Source organism: Sphingobium sp. SCG-1 (assembly GCF_002953135.1).
Classification (GTDB): domain Bacteria; phylum Pseudomonadota; class Alphaproteobacteria; order Sphingomonadales; family Sphingomonadaceae; genus Sphingobium.
In genome coordinates this window covers 2,287,876-2,305,907 of sequence record NZ_CP026372.1, presented here as the reverse complement: position 1 = coordinate 2,305,907, position 18,032 = coordinate 2,287,876, and the positions used below count along the sequence as shown (strand labels likewise).

Genomic DNA, 18,032 nt, shown 5'->3' with positions numbered 1-18,032 from the left:
CCCTGATTTGCTGCAACCCGGAGGGGTCCGCCTCAACCGAAGTGATAGGCCTCGGCTATTTCGAGCGCCAGCCTGTCGGTCGAAGCAATGCCACTCTGCACCGTTTCATGCAGGCCGCGTCGAAAAATCTCGCCGCTGTCGATGCTTTCGAGGCCAGCCACCATCTGCTGAACGGTATCGTGCGGCTTGCCCCGCACATCATGCCAGCCCGCGAGCCGGTTCAGCCGGTACGCCAGTTGATCGTAGCAATAGGCCACGCTCCGCGGGAACAAGCGGTTCAGCATGATGAAATCGGTGATCTGCCAGGGCGTATAAGCGCCGCCATAGACATGATGATAGGCGCGGCTCCCGGACAGGGCGTGCAGCACCGACGTCCATTGATAATGGTCGCGATTTCCCCCGATCACTTCGGTTTCCGGGAGCAGGACATAATATTTGACGTCCAGCAGCCGCAGCGTCATCTGCGCCCGCTCCAGCGCCGCGCCGGTGCGCAGGAAATCATGTCCCTCATTGCGCAGCTGGCCGCTTTCGGCGGCGCCACGGAACGTCATCGCGCGCGTTTTCACCCAGTCGATCAGCGAGGGCAATTGCTGCCGCGCCTCGGCAAGGTCATAGCTGTCGAGCTTACGCCAGCCTTCGTTGAGCGCCTCCCACATATCCTGCGTCAGCATCGTCCGGGCGGACTTGCCATTGGCGCGAGCTCGGGCGAGGCAGGACCGGATCGAGGACGGATTTTCCGGGTCCAGCATCAGATAGCCGACGACTTCGCTTTCGCGGACATGCGCGTCGGCGGGGAAGTTCTCCTCGCATCCTGTGGCCCGCACCACGGATCGCCACTCGTCGCGATGATGCGCGCCCGGAAGGATCGCCATGCGCTGCCCCATGGTAAGCAGGCGGGCGGTAGATTCGGCGCGTTCCATGTAGCGCGCCATCCAGTAGAGGTTTTCGGCGGTCCGGCTCAGCATCGCATCAATCCTGCAAGACCCAGGTGTCCTTCACCCCGCCCCCCTGACTGGAATTCACCACCAGCGAGCCTTCGGTCAGTGCGACCCGCGTCAGGCCGCCCGGAACGAGGCGCAGTTGCTTGCCGACCAAGCAGTAGGGGCGGAAATCCGCGTGGCGTTCCACCACGCTGGCCGGGCCAAGTGTAGGCACGGTCGAAAGATCGAGCGTGGGCTGGGCAATGAATTCGGACGGGTTCGCCCGGATGCGCGCGGCATAGGCTTCGATTTCCTGCGCCGTAGACTTCGGCCCGATCAGCATGCCGTAACCGCCTGATCCATGCACTTCCTTCGCCACGAGTTCGTGCAGATGCTCCAGAACATAAGCGCATTCGTTCGCCTTTGCGCACTGCCACGTCTGAATATTCGCCAGCACCGGCTCTTCGCCAAGGTAAAAGCGGATCATGTCCGGCACATAAGTATAGACCGCCTTGTCATCTGCGATCCCCGCGCCCGGAGCCGAGCACAAGGTCACCCCGCCGTTCCGATAGACGTTGAAGATGCCGGGGATGCCAAGCAGGCTGTCCGGATTGAACGCGAGCGGATCGAGATACTCGTCATCGATCCGGCGATAGATGACATCGACGGCAGTCGGCCCGCCGGTCGTCTTCATCCATACGCGCCCGTCCTGCACGAACAGGTCCATCGGCTCGACCAGCTCAACGCCCATCAGGTCGGCGAGGAAGCTGTGTTCGTAATAGGCGCTGTTCAATGATCCCGGCGTCAGAACCACGACTACCGGATCACCCTTGCACGCGGGCGGCGCGACTTCCTTGAGGCTTTTCAGTAGCTCAGCCGGATAATCGTCCACCGGCGCGACGATCCCCTGCGCGAACAGGTCGGGGAACATCCGCGTCATGATATCGCGGTTTTCCAGCATGTAGGACACGCCCGAGGGGGTCCGGCAATTATCCTCCAGCACCTCAAAACGGTCGGGAGCCGTCCGCACGATGTCGATACCGACTATATGGCTGTAAACCTTCCCCGGCGGCGAAAACCCCACCATTTCGGGCTTGTAGGCACTGTTGTTATAGATGATCTCACTGGGGATGATCCCGGCGCGAATAATTTCGCCGCGATGGTACACATCGTGGAGGAAGGCATTCAGCGCGCGTGTGCGCTGGCGAATGCCGCGGTCCAGCGTGCGCCATTCGCGCGCCGTGAATATGCGTGGCAGGAGATCGAACGGGATCAGCCGCTCCGGGTCGCCGCCTTCCCCATAAACGGCAAAGGTGATGCCGATGCGCCGAAAGATCGCCTCGGCTTCCTCGAGTCTGCGATTGAGACCTGCAATGCCCGTTCGCTGGACCCAGCTTTGCACCTCCGCATAGCATTCGCGGACACCGTTCTGGCCATCCAGCATCTCGTAGAAGGGCAATCACATTTCCTTCCGCTACCGGCGTCATGATCGACCCCTTGTGCACTGCAACATTACTGCAACGGCTCGGACATATTGCAAGTAGAAAATATGTCGCCATCACCTTGTGGCGCTGGAACCGGAATCCGCGCAACCTATTTCGAGAAGGATGTCGGCCACTTTATGTTGGCAAGTTGAACGTCGTTCCGGCTTCTGCTTTATGCCAGAACATGCACCGGCCGACGGTCCAAGAATTTCATCTTGATAAAAGGAGACTTCATGCTCAATCGAACGGTTCCTGACGTAACGCTCAAGACGCGCGTGCGCGACGAAAGCGTTGGCGGTCCCAATCCCTTCCGCTGGCAGGACGTCCAGACGGGAGATTTGTTCAAGGGGAAGCGTGTAGTCGTCTTCTCACTACCCGGCGCATTCACGCCGACATGCTCCACCGAACAGTGCCCGGCGTTCGAGCGCTTCTACGATGACTTCAAGGCGCTGCGTGTCGATGATGTATATTGCATCTCCGTCAACGACGCGTTCGTCATGTACCAATGGGGCAAGCATTTGGGCGTCAAGAACGTGAAGCTGCTGCCCGATGGCTCGGGCGACTTCACGCGCCGCATGGGGATGCTCATCAAGAAGGATCACCTGGGCTTTGGCGATCGTAGCTGGCGCTATGCGATGGTCGTCGATGACGGGAAGATCGTCGCCTGGTTCGAGGAACCGGGCATCAACGACGAAGGCACCGACGAAGACCCCTATGGCGAGACTCGGCCTGAGCCTGTTCTGGATTGGCTGAAGGCGCAATCTGCCGCCTGATGCAGCCCCGGTAACCTGGCCAGCGCCCATCATCGTCTCGGCGTTGATGGGTGCTGCCGATTTCGCGTGGGCGGATGATTTGCGGCGCGCGCACTTTCCTGCGGAGCGCAATCAACTTGTCGCCCACATCACCTTGTTCCATCACCTTCCGCCTTCGGCAGAGGGCGAGATACTGACGCGACTGAAGCAGATTTGCTCCGGTCGCCGCCCTGCCGCGATCCTCGCTGGCGTGATGAATCTTGGCGGAGGCGTCGCCTATCGGATCGACAGTCCGGAGCTGATGGCAATGCGACAGGCATTGGCCGAAGCCTTCCACGGTATGCTGACGCCGCAGGACAGCGCTAAGCCTCGGCTACACGTCACCGTTCAGAACAAGGTAACGGCCCAAGAAGCCCGTGCGTTGTACTTACAGCTTGAAGCCAACTTCCGCCCCCGCACGTTCGAGATCAGCGGACTCGCCGCATATCGGTATCGCGGCGGCCCTTGGGAGGAAATTCGCAGTTATCGCTTCGCCCGTTAGCTTCAGGCGAGGCCGACTTCCTTCAGTGGAATACTCGCATCCGCCAGTTGAGCCTGATCGAGCAACGCCCCGGAAATCACATACGCGCGACCCTGCACATAATCCTTCACCATGTTCACGCAATCGAGCGCGATCAGCTTTCCAGCTTTGAGATACAGAACCGAAAAACTGCGCGTGGCCGGATCGCCGCGCAAAATGGTTTGATCGTAGCCTGTGGACAGGCCGACGGTTTGCAGCCTCAAATCATATTGGTTGGACCAGAACCATGGCACCGCATCATAAGCACTTTCCTGCCCCATGATGTGCTGCACCGCGACCTTTGCCTGATCGTTGGCGTTCTGCACCGACTCCAGTCGAATCTGAGCACCGCTGGCAAAGCCATTGGCATGGGATGCGCAGTCCCCGACCGCATAGACATCAGGCAGACTCGTGCGGCAGAAGGCATCGATGTCCACGCCGTTACCGCCACTCGCGCCTGCAGCGATCAGCGGTCCGGTCTCGGGAATAATCCCGATTCCTACGATCACCATGTCAGCGGCGACGCGCGTGCCGTCAGCCAGAAGAACCGCAGTGGCGCGGCCATCCGTCGACTCGATGCAGTCCACCATCGTCTTCGTCCGCAAGTCTACGCCATGCGCGATATGTTCCGCTTCATAGAAGCGCGACAGTTCTTCCCCCGCGACACGCGCCAGAACGCGATCCAATGCTTCAAGCAGTGTCACCGATTTGCCGAGCTTCGTCAGCACAGCCGCGGCTTCCAGCCCGATATAACCGCCACCGATCACGACCACATGATTGACGCTCGCCAGTTCAGTCATGATCGCGTCCACATCGTCGCGGCGACGCACTGAGTGAATGCCGCTGGCGTCGCTTCCCGCGCAGGTCAGCAGGCGCGGCGTGCCGCCCGTTGCCCAGATCAGCTTGCCATAGCCGATCTCCGAGTCATCACCGACGGTTACGGTCTTTGCTTCGGCATCCACACGCTTCACCCGCTGGCCTAAAAGCAGCGTCACATCCCGCTCGCCCCAAAATGCATGAGGCCGGATCAGAATGCGTTCGAATGGCTTGTCCCCGGCAAGATATTCCTTGGACAGCGGAGGACGTTCATAAGGCGGCTCCTGCTCGTCGCCCAGCAACGCGACGGAGCCTGCAAACCCCATTTGACGCAATTGGATCGCCGCCTGCGCTCCGGCGTGGCCGGCCCCTACGATCAGGACATCATAAAAGCTCATGCACCATCCACCTCATCCTGTTTTATTTGCGCATGTCCTTGGCGTTCTTGAACGCCAAAGGCAAGAGGAAGGGAATGACGAACAGCACCACGCAGGCGGTTGACCGCTGTTGCAAGGCTGCGTATAGCGCCGCCTCACCGTGACGCTATTGCGCTGCGGGGCCATCGCGGCATGTGCAAAACACATTGGGATTGCATTGTTTCGGGGCGGAGTAGCTCAGCTGGTTAGAGCAGCGGAATCATAATCCGCGTGTCGGGGGTTCAAGTCCCTCCTCCGCTACCATTCCTTAGTAAATGCTGTCCTTTAGGGATTGCCCTTGCCCCCATTCGCACCAAACACCGTGCCGGTGGTGAAACTGCTCTCATCCGACGCCAATGTGACATAGAGCGGCGCAAGCTCGGCTGGCTGCCCGGCGCGGCCCAACGGCGTTTCCTTTCCGAACTGCCCTAGCTGACCCGGCAGTTGACCGCCCGCGACCTGCAACGGTGTCCAGATCGGGCCTGGCGCGACGGCGTTCACCCGGATGCCTTTCTTGGCAAGCTGCTTGGCCAACCCCTTGGTGAAGATCAGGATTGCACCTTTGGTCGAGGCGTAGTCCAACAACTCTTCCCCCGGATCGTAGCTGTTTACCGACGCAGTGTTGATGATGACCGAACCAGGCTGCATCAGAGGAATCGCCGCTTTGCTGATCCAGAACATCGCGTAGATGTTTGTCTTGAGGGTCTGATCGAACTGCTCATCCGATATTTCCTCGATCGAGGCTTTGCTCTGCTGATAGGCGGCGTTGTTCACGAGGATGTCGAGGCCGCCAAGCTGGCTATGCGCTCTCTGCACCAGCTTGGAACAGAAGGCTGATGTGCGGATATCGCCCGGAATGGCTACGGCTTTTCGGCCGGCCTCCTTGATGATATCCACGACCTCGCGCGCGTCGGCCTCTTCCTGTGGGAGGTAGTTGATGGCCACGTCCGCGCCTTCCCGCGCAAACGCAATGGCCGCTGCACGCCCGATGCCGCTGTCGCCACCTGTCAGCAGCGCCTTTCGACCCGCCAGACGGCCTGACCCTTTGTAGCTCGTCTCCCCATGATCGGGGCGCGGATTCATCTTGCTGGCGAGGGCTGGCCAGGGCTGGCGCTGTTCGGGGAAAGGCTCAGTCCGATATTTGGTTTTCGGATCTTTCAGGAGCGCGCCACCGGCACCCCCTGCTCCCGACTGCGCATAGACTGAGGGCGCAGCGGCGGCCGCCAAACCCAACGCCGCGCCACCTAATACGGTTCGCCTCGAAGCACCCTCATCAGCCATCTAAAACTCCTCTACGTCACCATCACTTCAACAGTATTTCGGATATCCGGTTCCGTTTGTTCACAACGCTTTAGAGAGATGACGGGGGTGAACATCTGCTTTGCTGATCCAGATCAAGAGGGAAGGGCCATTGCGCATATGTTCTTTTTATGTTCTCATTACCTATGACCAGCTTTAAGGGTCGCGGCGCGACGGAAAATGACGTGAGTACGCGCTTCTCGCTCTCCAGCAGAGAAGCCGATGGGGACTGGCTCGATGCGCTGGAACTGGTCGATGGAGAGCAGCCGCGACCTGCGACGACTGTCACTATAGAGCGGCCACGCACGATCCTAGCGCGCAATGCGTCTCCCGATATTGGCTTCGATCAGTCGATCAACGCTTATCGGGGTTGTGAGCATGGCTGCATCTACTGCTATGCGCGGCCGACACATGCGTGGCATGACCTTTCGCCTGGGCTGGACTTCGAAACGAAGCTCTTCGCCAAGCCCAACGCCGCGGCGCTGTTGCGCAAGGAACTGGGAAAGCCGTCCCACGTGGTCACGCCCATCGCGATCGGGTCGAATACCGATCCCTATCAACCCATTGAGCGCGATTGGAACATTACCCGCCAGTGCCTTGAAGTCCTGGCGGAATGCGGCCACCCGGTGTTCATTACCACCAAGTCGGATCGCGTGCTGCGCGATCTGGATCTGATTGCAGGGATGGCAAAACGGGGGCTGGCGGCGGTCAGCATCTCGGTCACGAGCCTGGACCCGGCCGTTGCGCGCACTTTGGAACCGCGCGCGGCGCATCCTGAAAGGCGCATAGCCGCGATTGCCCGCCTGGCCGAAGCCGGGGTTCCGGTCCATGCAAGCGTCTCGCCCATCATCCCGGCGATCACCGATCATGAGATCGAAGCCATCGTTGCGCGAGTCGCAGCGGCAGGCGCGCGCGGCGTGTTCTGGATTCCCGTCCGCCTGCCGCATGAAGTGGCGCCGTTGTTCCGGGCATGGCTGGACACCCATTATCCAAACCGGGCCGCAAAGGTGATGCACATCATCCGGGAGATTCGCGGGGGACGGGATAATGATCCCAATTTTGGCTCACGGATGCGAGGTCAGGGCGTTTGGGCCGACCTGATCCGCACGCGATTCAACAAGGCGAAGCTGAAGGCGGGGCTGGAGGGAGAGCGTATTGCCTTGCGCACCGATCTGTTTCGCCCGCCGGAAGGCGATCAGCTTCGGTTATTCTGAAGAAGGCGGCGCTGAGTTTGCCTTCACTTTGCACACAGGAGAAGACGGGCGGCTTGCCTATCCGTCAGGACACCAGTGCAAGACGCGGCGGTTCGGGCGTGGAGAAGCGATGCCCGACCACGCCCGGCACGATCGACAACTTTTCGGCAATCTCCGCATCGATCAGGAAGTCACGGCCAAGGCGCAGGCGCACGATGGCGCCATCCGGCATCCGGCTACGAATACCGACTTCGCTGCGCCCCCCACGGCTGGTCGAAAGGATGGCCTTGATCCCGGCAATGGCGCTGTCCTGCGCGACATCGAGCCATAACTCCATTCGCGTGGTTCCGGCGATACGGTTGAACGGCTGCACGCCCCGGACCGTCACGCGCGGCGTCTCCTCGCCCGGTTGCCGATCGAGCTCCACGGTCAGCAGGCCGCAATCGCCATCCTTGCCCAGCGCCTCGATAGCCTTGCACGCGTCATCGTCGAAGCAGCTTGCCTGAAACTGGCCACTGCTGTCGGAGAAAGTCGCGGAAACATAGCGCCCGCCCCGCCGCGTGTCGCGCCAGCGCACATCCTCGACCAGTGCCGCCATGATGGAATACGCGCGTCCTTCCGCGTTCATAGCCGTCGGACTGGCGCAGATCGCGCCGAAACTGCGGGCGCCCTTGGCTTCGGCGATATGGCGATAGCGGTCGACCGGATGCGCGGAGAAATAGAAGCCGAACGCGTCCTTTTCCTGCGCCATGCGATCCGCCACCGACCAGGCGGTGTGCGGCGGGATGTGGACGGCGGCATGGGAGATCTCCTCGCCGCCGAAAAGACCGCCCTGCCCGCTGATCCGCGCTTCGGCGGCGCTGGATGCGACGGACAGGATCGTTTCCGCCGCCGCATGGACGCCGGCGCGGTCAGCATGGATGCCATCGAAAGCGCCCGCCGCCGCGAGACTCTCCAACTGGCGGCGGTTCAGCAAGCGCGGCTCGACTCGGTCGGCGAAATCGTCCAGATCCTTGTAAGGCCCATTCGCCTGCCGTTCGGCCACCAGCGTTTCCATGGCCTTCTCGCCGACGCCCTTGAGACCACCCAAGGCGTAACGCACGGCGAAAGCATAGCGCGGATCGTCGGCATGATCCTCCGGCGGCGTCACGGCCTGCACGGAGAAATCCGCTTCGCTGACGTTGATATCCGGGGCAAGGCACGTCAGGCCCATCCGCCGCATGTCGTCCACGAAAATCGTCAGCTTGTCCGTGAGGTGAATATCGAACGCCATGGAGGCGGCATAGAATTCCGCCGGATAATGCGCCTTCAACCAGGCAGTCTGGTACGCAAGCAACGCATAAGCGGCGGCGTGCGACTTGTTGAAGCCGTAGCCCGCAAACTTGTCGATCAAGTCGAACAACTCATTTGCCTTGGCCTTGGGGATCTGGCTCATCTCGGCGCAACCGGTCACAAAGCGCTGGCGCTGCGCGTCCATCTCGGCCTTGATCTTCTTGCCCATCGCGCGGCGCAGAAGGTCAGCGTCGCCCAGCGAATAGCCCGCAAGGATCTGCGCGGCCTGCATCACCTGTTCCTGATAGACGAAGATGCCATAGGTTTCTTCAAGGATCGGCTTCAGGAGAATATGCGGATATTCAATTTCTTCCTGGCCGTTCTTGCGACGGCCGAACATCGGGATATTGTCCATCGGTCCTGGCCGATACAGGGACACGAGCGCGATGATGTCGCCGAAATTGGTCGGCTTTACCGCCGCCAGCGTCTTGCGCATGCCTTCGGATTCCAACTGAAACACGCCGACGGTGTCGCCCCGCTGCAGCAGTTCATATACCGGTATGTCGTCCCACAGCAGCGTCTCAAGATCGATCGACACGCCGCGTTTCGTCAGCAGTTGAACGGCCTTCTGGAGGACCGAAAGCGTCTTGAGGCCGAGAAAGTCGAATTTCACCAGCCCTGCACCTTCGACATATTTCATGTCGAACTGCGTGACGGGCATGTCGGATCGCGGATCGCGATAGAGCGGTACCAGTTGCGAAAGCGGCCTGTCGCCGATCACGACGCCCGCCGCATGGGTAGAGCTATGGCGCGGCAAACCCTCCAGCTTCAGCGCCAAGTCGATCAGCCGCCGCACCTGCGCGTCGTTCTTATATTCCTGCGCGAATTCGCTGACCCCGTTCATGGTCCGCTCCAGCGTCCATGGATCGGTCGGATGGTTCGGCACCAGCTTCGCCAGCCGGTCGACTTGGCCATAGCTCATCTGGAGCACGCGCCCAGTGTCCTTCAAAACCGCGCGCGCTTTCAGCTTACCGAAGGTGATGATCTGCGCCACGTGGTCGGTGCCATATTTCGCCTGCACATAGCGAATGACTTCGCCGCGCCGCGTTTCGCAGAAGTCGATATCGAAGTCCGGCATCGACACGCGTTCGGGATTGAGGAATCGCTCGAACAGCAGCCCCAGTTGCAGCGGATCGAGATCGGTGATCGTCAGCGCCCATGCGACGACCGACCCTGCGCCCGAACCACGTCCCGGTCCCACCGGAATGTCGTTCGTTTTCGCCCATTTGATGAAGTCGGCCACGATCAGAAAGTAACCGGGGAACCCCATCTGGATAATGATATCCAGCTCGAAATCGAGGCGCGTAAAATACTCTGCGTAGCGCGCGCGCAACGCATCATCATCCAGATCCGAAGCCCCGTCGCCGTCATGCAAAGCGGCGATCTTGCGCAACCGCATTTCCAGCCCCGCCGTCGCGTCGGCGCGAAGCTGTAGCTCCTCCCCCTTCAAATCACCGGCAAGACTGGGAAGGATCGGCTTGCGTTTAGGCGCCGCCACGGCGCAACGTTGCGCGACGACCAGCGTATTTGCCAGTGCCTCGGGCAAATCCTCGAACAGCCGCTTCATCTCGGCCGCCGGCTTCATCCATGCGTCCTTGCAGCTTTTTCGCCGGTCCTCGCTGTCCACATAGGCGCTGTCGGCAATGCAGAGCATGACGTCATGTGCGGGATGGAAATGCGGTTCGGCGAAGCAGGTTGGGTTCGTCGCCACCAGCGGCAAGTCACGCGCATAGGCGAGGTCCAGCAACTCCGCCTCAGCCTTGCCTTCGACGGCATCGAGCCTGCGGACAATCTCTATGTAGAGCCTGTCGGGGAACAATGCCTCAAGCCGCTCGCAATAGGCCAGCGCCGCATCGGGCTGTCCGTCCGAGAACAGCCGCGCCAGAGCGCCTTCGCCGCCGGCCGTCAGCGCGATCAGCCCCTCGCTTCGCCCCGCCAGATCGTCGAGCGAAACATGCGGCTCCTGCTCGATGGGGCGATCGAGATGCGCCATGGACACCAGCGCGCAAAGATTGTCGTAGCCCACATTGTCCTGCGCATACAGCGCGAGCCAGTCGTGCACCGGGGCCGCATTGGCCGGACGCCCCGGTCGCAAGACCCCCAGCATCGCGCCGATAACCGGCTGCACGCCTTCGCCCTTGCAGCCGTCCGAAAACGCCATCGCGGCATACAGCCCGTTGCGGTCGGTCAGCGCCACTGCGGGGAAGCCCAGCGCCTTGGCCTGCTTGGCGATCGCTTTCGGTTCGATCGCGCCGTCGAGCATCGTATAGGAAGAGAAAACGCGTAAGGGGACGAACGAAGCATGAGGCATGCCGCCATTCTGGACGCATCGGGCGATTCTTGAAAGCCCTCCGCGCTTCTATTCTGTGGGTAGTTTGGCCTAAGCTGCATTTCGATGTAGCGTGACGGGCTGTTGTGACCAGCGACACAGAACGCAGAGCATCGCCTATTTAGAACGAGGTTAAATTCCAGCCTCACAGGGGAGACTGATATGACACCCGAAATTCCGACACCTGCTTCCACATCGCTCGTGGATCGCGTCAAGGCGATCATCCTGACGCCGAAGGAAGAGTGGCCGCGCATCGACGCAGAGCCTGCAACGATTTCCGGCTTGTTCACAGGCTATGCCCTGATCCTCGCCGCTATTCCGGCGCTGGCGGGCCTGATCGGCGCGCTGATCTTCGGCTATGGTGCGCTCGGCGTATATTTCCGGCCTTCGATCGGCAGCGCGATCAGCATGGCGGTCGTGCAATATGTGCTGTCGCTGGTTGGCGTGACGGTGATCGCCTTCATCATCGACGCACTGGCCCCAAAATTCGGCGGCATCAGCAATCGAACGCAGGCGTTCAAGGTTGCTATCTATTCCTACACCGCAAGCTGGATCGCGGGCATCTTCGCCATCATCCCCGCGCTATCGTTCCTGATGTTGCTAGGTGTTTACAGCCTCTATCTGCTCTACACCGGCCTGCCGCTGCTGATGAAGGCGCCGAAGGAGAAGGCGGGTTCCTATACAGCGGTGACGGTGCTGGTCGCAGTCGTGGTGTCGCTCATCATCGGCGCGATCGTCGTCCCCTTGAGCGGCATGTTCGGCGGATCGCCTTATGGCGCGCTCAGCAGCAGCAGCGGCACGACCGAAGGCGAAGTGAGCATTCCCGGCGTCGGCACCATCGATCTGGCGAAAATGGAGGCGGCCTCGAAGAAGATGGAAGCCGCCGCCAAGCAGATGGAGGACACTGCCAAGACCGGCAAGTCCAACGCGGTCGCGCCTTCGGTCCTTCAGGCGATGTTGCCTGCCTCCATCGGCCGCTACCAGCGCACGGAAATCCAGAGCGCCGGACTTGGCGCGGGCGGCTCCAATGCCTCGGCGCGTTATGAAGCGGGCGAGCATAGCTTTCGTGTGGAATTGACCGACATGGCGGCAATGGGTGCCTTGGCTGGCTTGGGCGCGGCGATGAACGTGGAGTCGAACAAGCAGACCGCCACCGGCTACGAACGCACCAGCACCGCTAACGGCCAAATCGTTACCGAAGAATGGGACAAGAGCAGCGGCGAAGGCAAATATGGCACCACGGTCAATAATCGCTTCATGATCGAAGCGAGCGGCAATGCAGCCAGCATCGACGAATTGAAGGCGGCAGTGGCTGCGGTGGGGACGGAAAAGCTCGCGGCTTTGTCGAAATAGGCGGCAGGCGTTTATAGAAGCGCCGCGATCTCCGCCTTGAGCGCCTCGGGTTTTACGGTGGGCGCGTGGCGGCCGACCACTTCGCCTTTCCGGTCGACCAGGAATTTGGTGAAGTTCCACTTGATGCCGCGCGTGCCCAACAGGCCGGGTGCCTGCGCCTTGAGCCAGGTAAACAGCGGGTCCGCCGCCGCGCCGTTTACATCCACTTTCGCGAACAAGGGGAAGCTGACGTCATAGGTCAGCGAGCAGAAGTTCGCGATCTCCGCGGCATCGCCCGGCTCCTGCGCGCCGAACTGATTGCAGGGAAAGCCCAGTACCACCAGACCACGCGGCCCGAACTCCCGGTGTAGTGCCTCAAGGCCCGCATATTGCGGCGTGAACCCGCATTTGCTGGCGGTATTGACGATTAGAACCACCTTGTCGGCATAGTCTGCCAGAGCCTGCGTGCCGCCATTGGCCCTCTTCACGGTGAAGTCATACAGGCTCATGGCATCACTCCTATTCCAGCAGGCCGCCGTGCAAACGCACCACGCGATCCATCTTGGCCGCGAGGCGTTCGTTATGGGTTGCGACCAGCGCTGCCGATCCTTCCTCGCGTACCAGCCGCAGGAACTCGGCCAAGACAATGTCGGCGGTCTTCTCGTCCAGATTGCCGGTGGGTTCGTCGGCGAGGACCAGCGCCGGTTGATTGGCCAGTGCGCGCGCAACCGCGACACGCTGCTGCTCACCGCCGGAAAGCTGGCTCGGCCGGTGATCGAGCCGGTGGCCCAATCCCAGCGTCGTCAACAATGCCTCTGCTCTCTTACGCGCGTCCGGGGCGCTGACGTCCCGGATCATTTGCGGCAGGATAACGTTCTCCGCCGCGTTGAAGTCGGGAAGCAGATGGTGAAATTGATACACGAACCCGAGCGAATCCCGCCGCACGCGGGTACGCCCATCGTTGCTGAGTTGCGCCGCTTCTTCGCCCGCTATCATGATCGACCCGTCGAACCCGCCTTCCAGCAGCCCGACCGCCTGCAACAGGGTGGATTTGCCCGATCCCGATGGCCCAAGCAGCGCCACGATTTCCCCCGCACCGACCGACAGGTTCACGCCGCGCAGCACTTCGATGGTGACATCGCCCTGCGTGAAGCTGCGCCGCAGGTCGGTGACTTTCAGTACGTCATTCATAGCGAAGCACCTGAACCGGGTCCGTATTGGCGGCCTTGAAAGCCGGATAGAGCGTTGCAAGGAAGCTGAACACCAGCGCCATCACGCAGATCGCGGTGATCTCCACCGGATCGGCCTTGGACGGCAATTCGGTCAGGAAACGGATCGAAGGGTCCCAGAGGTTCTGCCCCGTCACGAACTGGATTGCGTTCACGACGGACTGGCGGAAGAACAGGAAGGTGAAGCCGAGTATCGTGCCCGCGACCATGCCGAGCGTGCCGATCGTCACGCCCACCGTCATGAATATCTTTATCATCCCCGAACGCGACGCGCCCATGGTCCGCAATATGGCGATGTCCCGCGTCTTGGCCCGCACCAGCATGATGAGCGAGGACAGGATGTTGAACACCGCCACCAGCACGATGATCGAGAGCACCACGAACATCGCCACGCGCTCCACCGCTAGCGCCTCGAACAACGACGCGTTCAACTGCCGCCAGTCGGTCACCTGTGCCCGACCCTGCACCTTGTCGGCTAAGGGCGTAAGTATATCCTGAACCTTATCCGCGTTGACGGTCTGCACTTCGATCATGCCGACGACATCGCCCAACAGCAGCAGCGTCTGCGCGTCTTCCATCGGCATGATGACGAACGCCTTGTCATATTCGTAGACGCCGACTTCGAAGATCGCCGCAATTTCGTAGCTGATCTCACGCGGCACCGTACCGAAGGGGGTCGAACGTCCTGCGGGGTTGATGACGCTCAACCGACCACCCACAGAAATGCCGAGATTTTCCGCCAACCGCGCGCCGATCGCGATTTTTCCGCCATTTGGCGTCAAGGCGGCGAGGCTGCCCGCCAGTACCTTGCCTTTCAATGTCTCGTTACTGCGTATGTCCGGTACGGTCATGCCGCGTACCAGCACAGCCTCGACCCGCCCTTGATAGTTGGCAAGCAGCGGTTGTTCGATCAATGGTGTGGCGCTGGTGACGCCCGGCGTCGCCTTTGCTTCCTTCAGGATGTCGCGCCAATCCGGAAGCCGCCCGCCATAGCCCTGCACCACGGCGTGGCCGTTGAGGCCCACGATCTTGTCGAAAAGCTCGGCCCGAAAACCGTTCATCACGCTCATCACGATGATCAGCGCCGCGACGCCCAGCATCACCGCAACGAGGCTGATCCCAGCTACCAGGAAAATGAACCCCTCTCCCTTTCCCGGCAGCAGATAGCGCCGCGCAATCATCCGTTCGTAGCGCGATAGAATCATGTCGGGTCAGCAATCCTTGGGGGTCGTTCCACTCGCTCTAGGCACCGTCAACTTCATAGGCAAGTTACACGGCTGTTGCTCATACAACACAGGGCGTTCCCAAAATGAATCACTTATTCACTTTGCTGATGACAGCGGGGCGGCGGCGGCATAGCAACATAATTGAAACATAGGCAAATGGCCGTGGTTCAGGGAAGTTGCGATCCCGCTCCGGAGCTTGGGGGCTGAAGGAACGGTTGATCGCGGCACAAGGGGGAGACGAGCGATCGTCCATCTACGCCCGGATCATTATTGGTCCGGGCGTTTATGATTCCAAGGGCGAAAACTCCGCACACCTCTTAAAAAAATCCTCTTGAACCTATAAAAACCTCAACCATATCTCTCCTGTCCGGCCGCCAATCGGGGCTAGACAAATAGGAAGACGGGCGCCGTTTTGGGTCCGTCGCATAGGTTTTATGCTCATAGGAGATATGACAATGCGTGGTTTTGATTTGACTCCCTATCGCCGCTCCACGGTCGGTTTCGACCGCCTGTTCGATCTGATCGAGAACAATGCGCGGCTGAACCAGGGCGATAACTATCCCCCCTTCAACATCGAGCGGCTGAGCGAAGACCGCTATCGCGTGACTCTGGCCGTTGCGGGCTTCCGCAGCGAAGAGCTTGAGATCACCGCGCAGCAGAACCTGCTCCAGGTCAGCGGCCGCAAGGAAGACGTGTCGAAGTCCGATCAGGGCAAGTATCTGCACGTCGGTATTGCGAATCGCAGCTTCGATCGTCGCTTTGAACTGGCCGATTTCGTTCGGGTGGACAGCGCGGAACTTGCCGATGGCCTGCTGGTCATCGAACTGGTTCGCGAAGTACCCGAAGCGATGAAGCCGAAGAAGATCGCCATCAACGGCGGTCAGCTTATCGACATCAACAAGGATCAGCGCGCCGCTTAAGCGCCGCTATTCGGTGTCGAATTGGAGGGAGCCGCAGAGATGCGGCTCCCTTTTTGATATGACTGCGGGGCATGCACAATCCAGGGATGCGCGTCTCCTGCTGCGCGGACCGTGCGGACCGTTTGATCGCGCAGGCTGACGGCCACGCCGCCCGTCCGCTGGAGCATCGCCTGGTCAATCTTCAGCCAGCGTGGGACACATTGGCGTGGGAGCCAGCGTTCGCTGACGACGATATCGGCGGCGGCACATTCCTTTGCGAGCACCGGCACGTCGACCAGATTGCGGCTGCGGGTGGCCAGCACCCGCCAATCCCGCCCCCCGCTCGTCAGAGTGACGGCGCAGAGATCGTCGCTGCATCGCGCCTGCCGCAATGACGTCACAGCGCCGAGTTCTCCGCCGAAGCCTGCGCTTTCGGACAGTGTATCGCGGACATAATCCCCTGCCCGCTCGCGCAGCACGGCCATGCCGCCGTTTGCGGTGCGGACCGCGAGATGCCGCCCGTCGCCCGTGACGAGCAGATCGGGGGGAGTCGTCATCAGCATCAGCGCGCAGCCTATAACGATTGGCGCAATACCGAGCCACCGCCAGTGTGTTCGCCATAGCAGGGACCAAAGCCCACCGCCGACCACCAGTCTGAAAGCGCCTGCACCGAAGGCAGGAAGCAACTGAACCGCGTAAGGCTGCGCTGCGACACCATGGGCCACCCATAGTAAAAGCCGTAGCGCATGATCGACCACCCACCACGCCGGTGTGCCGAGGCTCAAGCCAAATGCGGCACCCACACCGTCGAGAATCAAAGCAAGCGCCTCGAACGGCATTACGACGAAGGTCGTCAACGGAATGGCGACCAGATTGGCCAGCGATCCGAGCATACCGGCCTGGTGAAAGTGGAACAGCGCTATCGGCGCGAGTACGAGTTCGACGGCGATGCCGGTCAGAAACAGCACGATCACATGCCGCACAAGCCGCATCGGCCATGGTTCGTCGCGGGCATGGGTGAGCGCGCGGAAGCGTGGATGCTCGGCCAGCGCCACGATGGAGACGACCGCTGCGAAGCTCATCTGGAAGCTCGGGCCGACGAGTGATTCCGGCCACAGCAACAACACGAACACAGCGCCCGCCGCGATCAGGCGCAGAGTGATTGCCTCCCGCCCCAGCGCCAGCGCACCCAGCACCAGCAGGGACGCGACGCAGGACCGCACGGTTGGCACGTCCGCTCCCGTCATCAGCGTGTAGGCGATACCCGCCACCGCGCCGCCGCCCGCCGCGATCAACATCAACGGCCAACGCAACGCCGCGCGACGGCTCAGCGCCAGCACGCGGAAGATCAGGAATATCACCGCGCCAATCAGCGCCGTTACATGCAGGCCGCTGATCGACAGCAAATGGGCAAGGCCGCTGCGCCGCATGGCATCCGCGTCCGATTCACTGATGGCGCCCCGATCACCCGTGGCCAACGTTGCCGCGATTGCACCCGGCCCGCCGAGAACTTGCGCCTGGATATGGCTGGACAGTCTTTGCCGGATCGGCGGGAGGTTCGATGGAGCAGGCTTGGTAACCGAAATCGGCGGCAGTGCGCGTCCAGTCGCACCGATGCCGAGGAAGTAGGCACGTTGGGCGAAATCATAGGCTCCGGGCACGGCAGGCGGCGCGGGCGGCATCAACCTGACTCTGAACTTGACGGTCGATCCGGCTGTGACATCCGTGGGCCAATCCTTGTCCATGACATTGACGCGGATCTTCCGGGGCAAGTCTTCACGGCCGGTGGGACGTAGCATCAGCCGCGTCATCGCCTGCGCGGGGAGCGGCTCAACAGCATCAACTTCACCCTCTACTTCCACGAACGCCGCGCGAGCTATCGGCGCGGTTCCCGCCAGCCTCGCCTTGCCCCAGACGATCAGGCACCCGGCACAGCCGAGCAATCCGGCGGCAACCACGATCCGCCGAATACGGCCACCCTCGGGAAGGAAAACGCCCAGTAGGGCTGCGGCCAGCATCACGCAGCAGAACGCGGCCCATGCCATCGGATCGGGCAGCACGAACCACGCCGCAATCCCGATCCCCAGCCCCACCGGAAGCCATAGCGGAACCTGCTCCCGCTCCTGCTCCAGCCAGTGTTCCAGCGTCTCCGCCAGCGCTGTCCCATAGCGCTGCAACCGGCCCGCATCGCGGGTTTGTCCCGGCTCAAAAGCCATGCTAGGGGGCTGCGCAGTCATCCGGTGTTA

General features: G+C 61.3%; 14 protein-coding genes and 1 tRNA gene. 6 read left to right on the top strand and 9 right to left on the bottom strand.

The features are described from left to right. Nucleotides 1-32: 32 nt before the first annotated feature. Nucleotides 33-965 (bottom strand): alpha-E domain-containing protein, encoded by a 933-nt coding sequence (locus tag C1T17_RS10555; protein WP_104953416.1) that lies wholly within the window; start codon nucleotides 963-965, stop codon nucleotides 33-35. 4 nt (nucleotides 966-969) lie between these two features. After that, nucleotides 970-2,364 (bottom strand): circularly permuted type 2 ATP-grasp protein, encoded by a 1,395-nt coding sequence (locus tag C1T17_RS10550; protein ID WP_104953415.1) that lies wholly within the window; start codon nucleotides 2,362-2,364, stop codon nucleotides 970-972. A gap of 273 nt (nucleotides 2,365-2,637) precedes the next feature. Here C1T17_RS10550 and C1T17_RS10545 point away from each other — a divergent pair, with 273 nt between their 5' ends. Both C1T17_RS10545 and C1T17_RS10540 read left to right on the top strand, forming a co-directional pair. Continuing rightward, nucleotides 2,638-3,177, top strand: a complete 540-nt coding sequence (locus tag C1T17_RS10545; RefSeq protein ID WP_104953414.1) for a peroxiredoxin — start codon at nucleotides 2,638-2,640, stop codon at nucleotides 3,175-3,177. Between the two features lie 46 nt (nucleotides 3,178-3,223). Next, a complete protein-coding gene (locus C1T17_RS10540; RefSeq protein WP_104953413.1) occupies nucleotides 3,224-3,697 on the top strand; it encodes a 2'-5' RNA ligase family protein in 474 nt (157 codons plus the stop codon). 2 nt (nucleotides 3,698-3,699) lie between these two features. On the opposite strand, the gene C1T17_RS10535 is transcribed toward C1T17_RS10540, so the two are convergent. Continuing rightward, entirely contained in the window at nucleotides 3,700-4,929 is a 1,230-nt protein-coding gene (locus tag C1T17_RS10535; RefSeq protein ID WP_104953412.1) for an NAD(P)/FAD-dependent oxidoreductase, read from the bottom strand. A gap of 205 nt (nucleotides 4,930-5,134) precedes the next feature. Between C1T17_RS10535 and C1T17_RS10530 the strand changes: the two genes are divergently transcribed. Next, a tRNA-Met gene (locus C1T17_RS10530) sits at nucleotides 5,135-5,211 on the top strand. A 21-nt stretch (nucleotides 5,212-5,232) separates the two neighbouring features. Here the strand turns inward: C1T17_RS10530 and C1T17_RS10525 are convergent. Beyond that, the gene (locus C1T17_RS10525) at nucleotides 5,233-6,228 is read right to left on the bottom strand and encodes an SDR family oxidoreductase (RefSeq protein WP_104953411.1); all 996 of its coding nucleotides are present in this window, start codon (nucleotides 6,226-6,228) and stop codon (nucleotides 5,233-5,235) included. A 164-nt stretch (nucleotides 6,229-6,392) separates the two neighbouring features. Between C1T17_RS10525 and C1T17_RS10520 the strand changes: the two genes are divergently transcribed. Further along, the gene (locus C1T17_RS10520; protein ID WP_104953410.1) at nucleotides 6,393-7,460 is read left to right on the top strand and encodes a PA0069 family radical SAM protein; all 1,068 of its coding nucleotides are present in this window, start codon (nucleotides 6,393-6,395) and stop codon (nucleotides 7,458-7,460) included. A gap of 64 nt (nucleotides 7,461-7,524) precedes the next feature. On the opposite strand, the gene dnaE is transcribed toward C1T17_RS10520, so the two are convergent. Then, entirely contained in the window at nucleotides 7,525-11,082 is a 3,558-nt protein-coding gene (gene dnaE / locus C1T17_RS10515) for a DNA polymerase III subunit alpha (RefSeq protein ID WP_104953409.1), read from the bottom strand. Nucleotides 11,083-11,262: 180 nt separating this feature from the next. Between dnaE and C1T17_RS10510 the strand changes: the two genes are divergently transcribed. Continuing rightward, nucleotides 11,263-12,453, top strand: coding sequence for a Yip1 family protein (locus tag C1T17_RS10510; protein WP_104953408.1), 1,191 nt, complete (start codon nucleotides 11,263-11,265; stop codon nucleotides 12,451-12,453). An 11-nt stretch (nucleotides 12,454-12,464) separates the two neighbouring features. Here the strand turns inward: C1T17_RS10510 and C1T17_RS10505 are convergent, their stop codons facing one another. From C1T17_RS10505 to C1T17_RS10495, 3 genes are read right to left on the bottom strand one after another with little or no spacing between them, the layout of a single operon-like run. Next, nucleotides 12,465-12,941, bottom strand: a complete 477-nt coding sequence (locus tag C1T17_RS10505; RefSeq protein WP_104953407.1) for a glutathione peroxidase — start codon at nucleotides 12,939-12,941, stop codon at nucleotides 12,465-12,467. A 10-nt stretch (nucleotides 12,942-12,951) separates the two neighbouring features. Then, nucleotides 12,952-13,623 carry an ABC transporter ATP-binding protein gene (locus C1T17_RS10500; protein ID WP_104953406.1) on the bottom strand — a complete coding sequence of 224 codons (672 nt, stop codon included), beginning with the start codon at nucleotides 13,621-13,623 and terminating at the stop codon, nucleotides 12,952-12,954. Then, nucleotides 13,616-14,866 (bottom strand): lipoprotein-releasing ABC transporter permease subunit, encoded by a 1,251-nt coding sequence (locus C1T17_RS10495; protein ID WP_104953405.1) that lies wholly within the window; start codon nucleotides 14,864-14,866, stop codon nucleotides 13,616-13,618. The genes C1T17_RS10500 and C1T17_RS10495 overlap by 8 nt, the downstream gene beginning before the upstream one ends. A 470-nt stretch (nucleotides 14,867-15,336) precedes the next feature. Here C1T17_RS10495 and C1T17_RS10490 point away from each other — a divergent pair, with 470 nt between their 5' ends. After that, on the top strand, nucleotides 15,337-15,807 hold the full coding sequence (locus C1T17_RS10490; RefSeq protein WP_189338308.1) for an Hsp20 family protein: 471 nt from the start codon (nucleotides 15,337-15,339) through the stop codon (nucleotides 15,805-15,807). On the opposite strand, the gene C1T17_RS10485 is transcribed toward C1T17_RS10490, so the two are convergent. Next, the gene (locus C1T17_RS10485) at nucleotides 15,804-18,023 is read right to left on the bottom strand and encodes a ComEC/Rec2 family competence protein (RefSeq protein ID WP_223262540.1); all 2,220 of its coding nucleotides are present in this window, start codon (nucleotides 18,021-18,023) and stop codon (nucleotides 15,804-15,806) included. The genes C1T17_RS10490 and C1T17_RS10485 overlap by 4 nt on opposite strands. Between the last annotated feature and the right edge of the window lie 9 nt (nucleotides 18,024-18,032).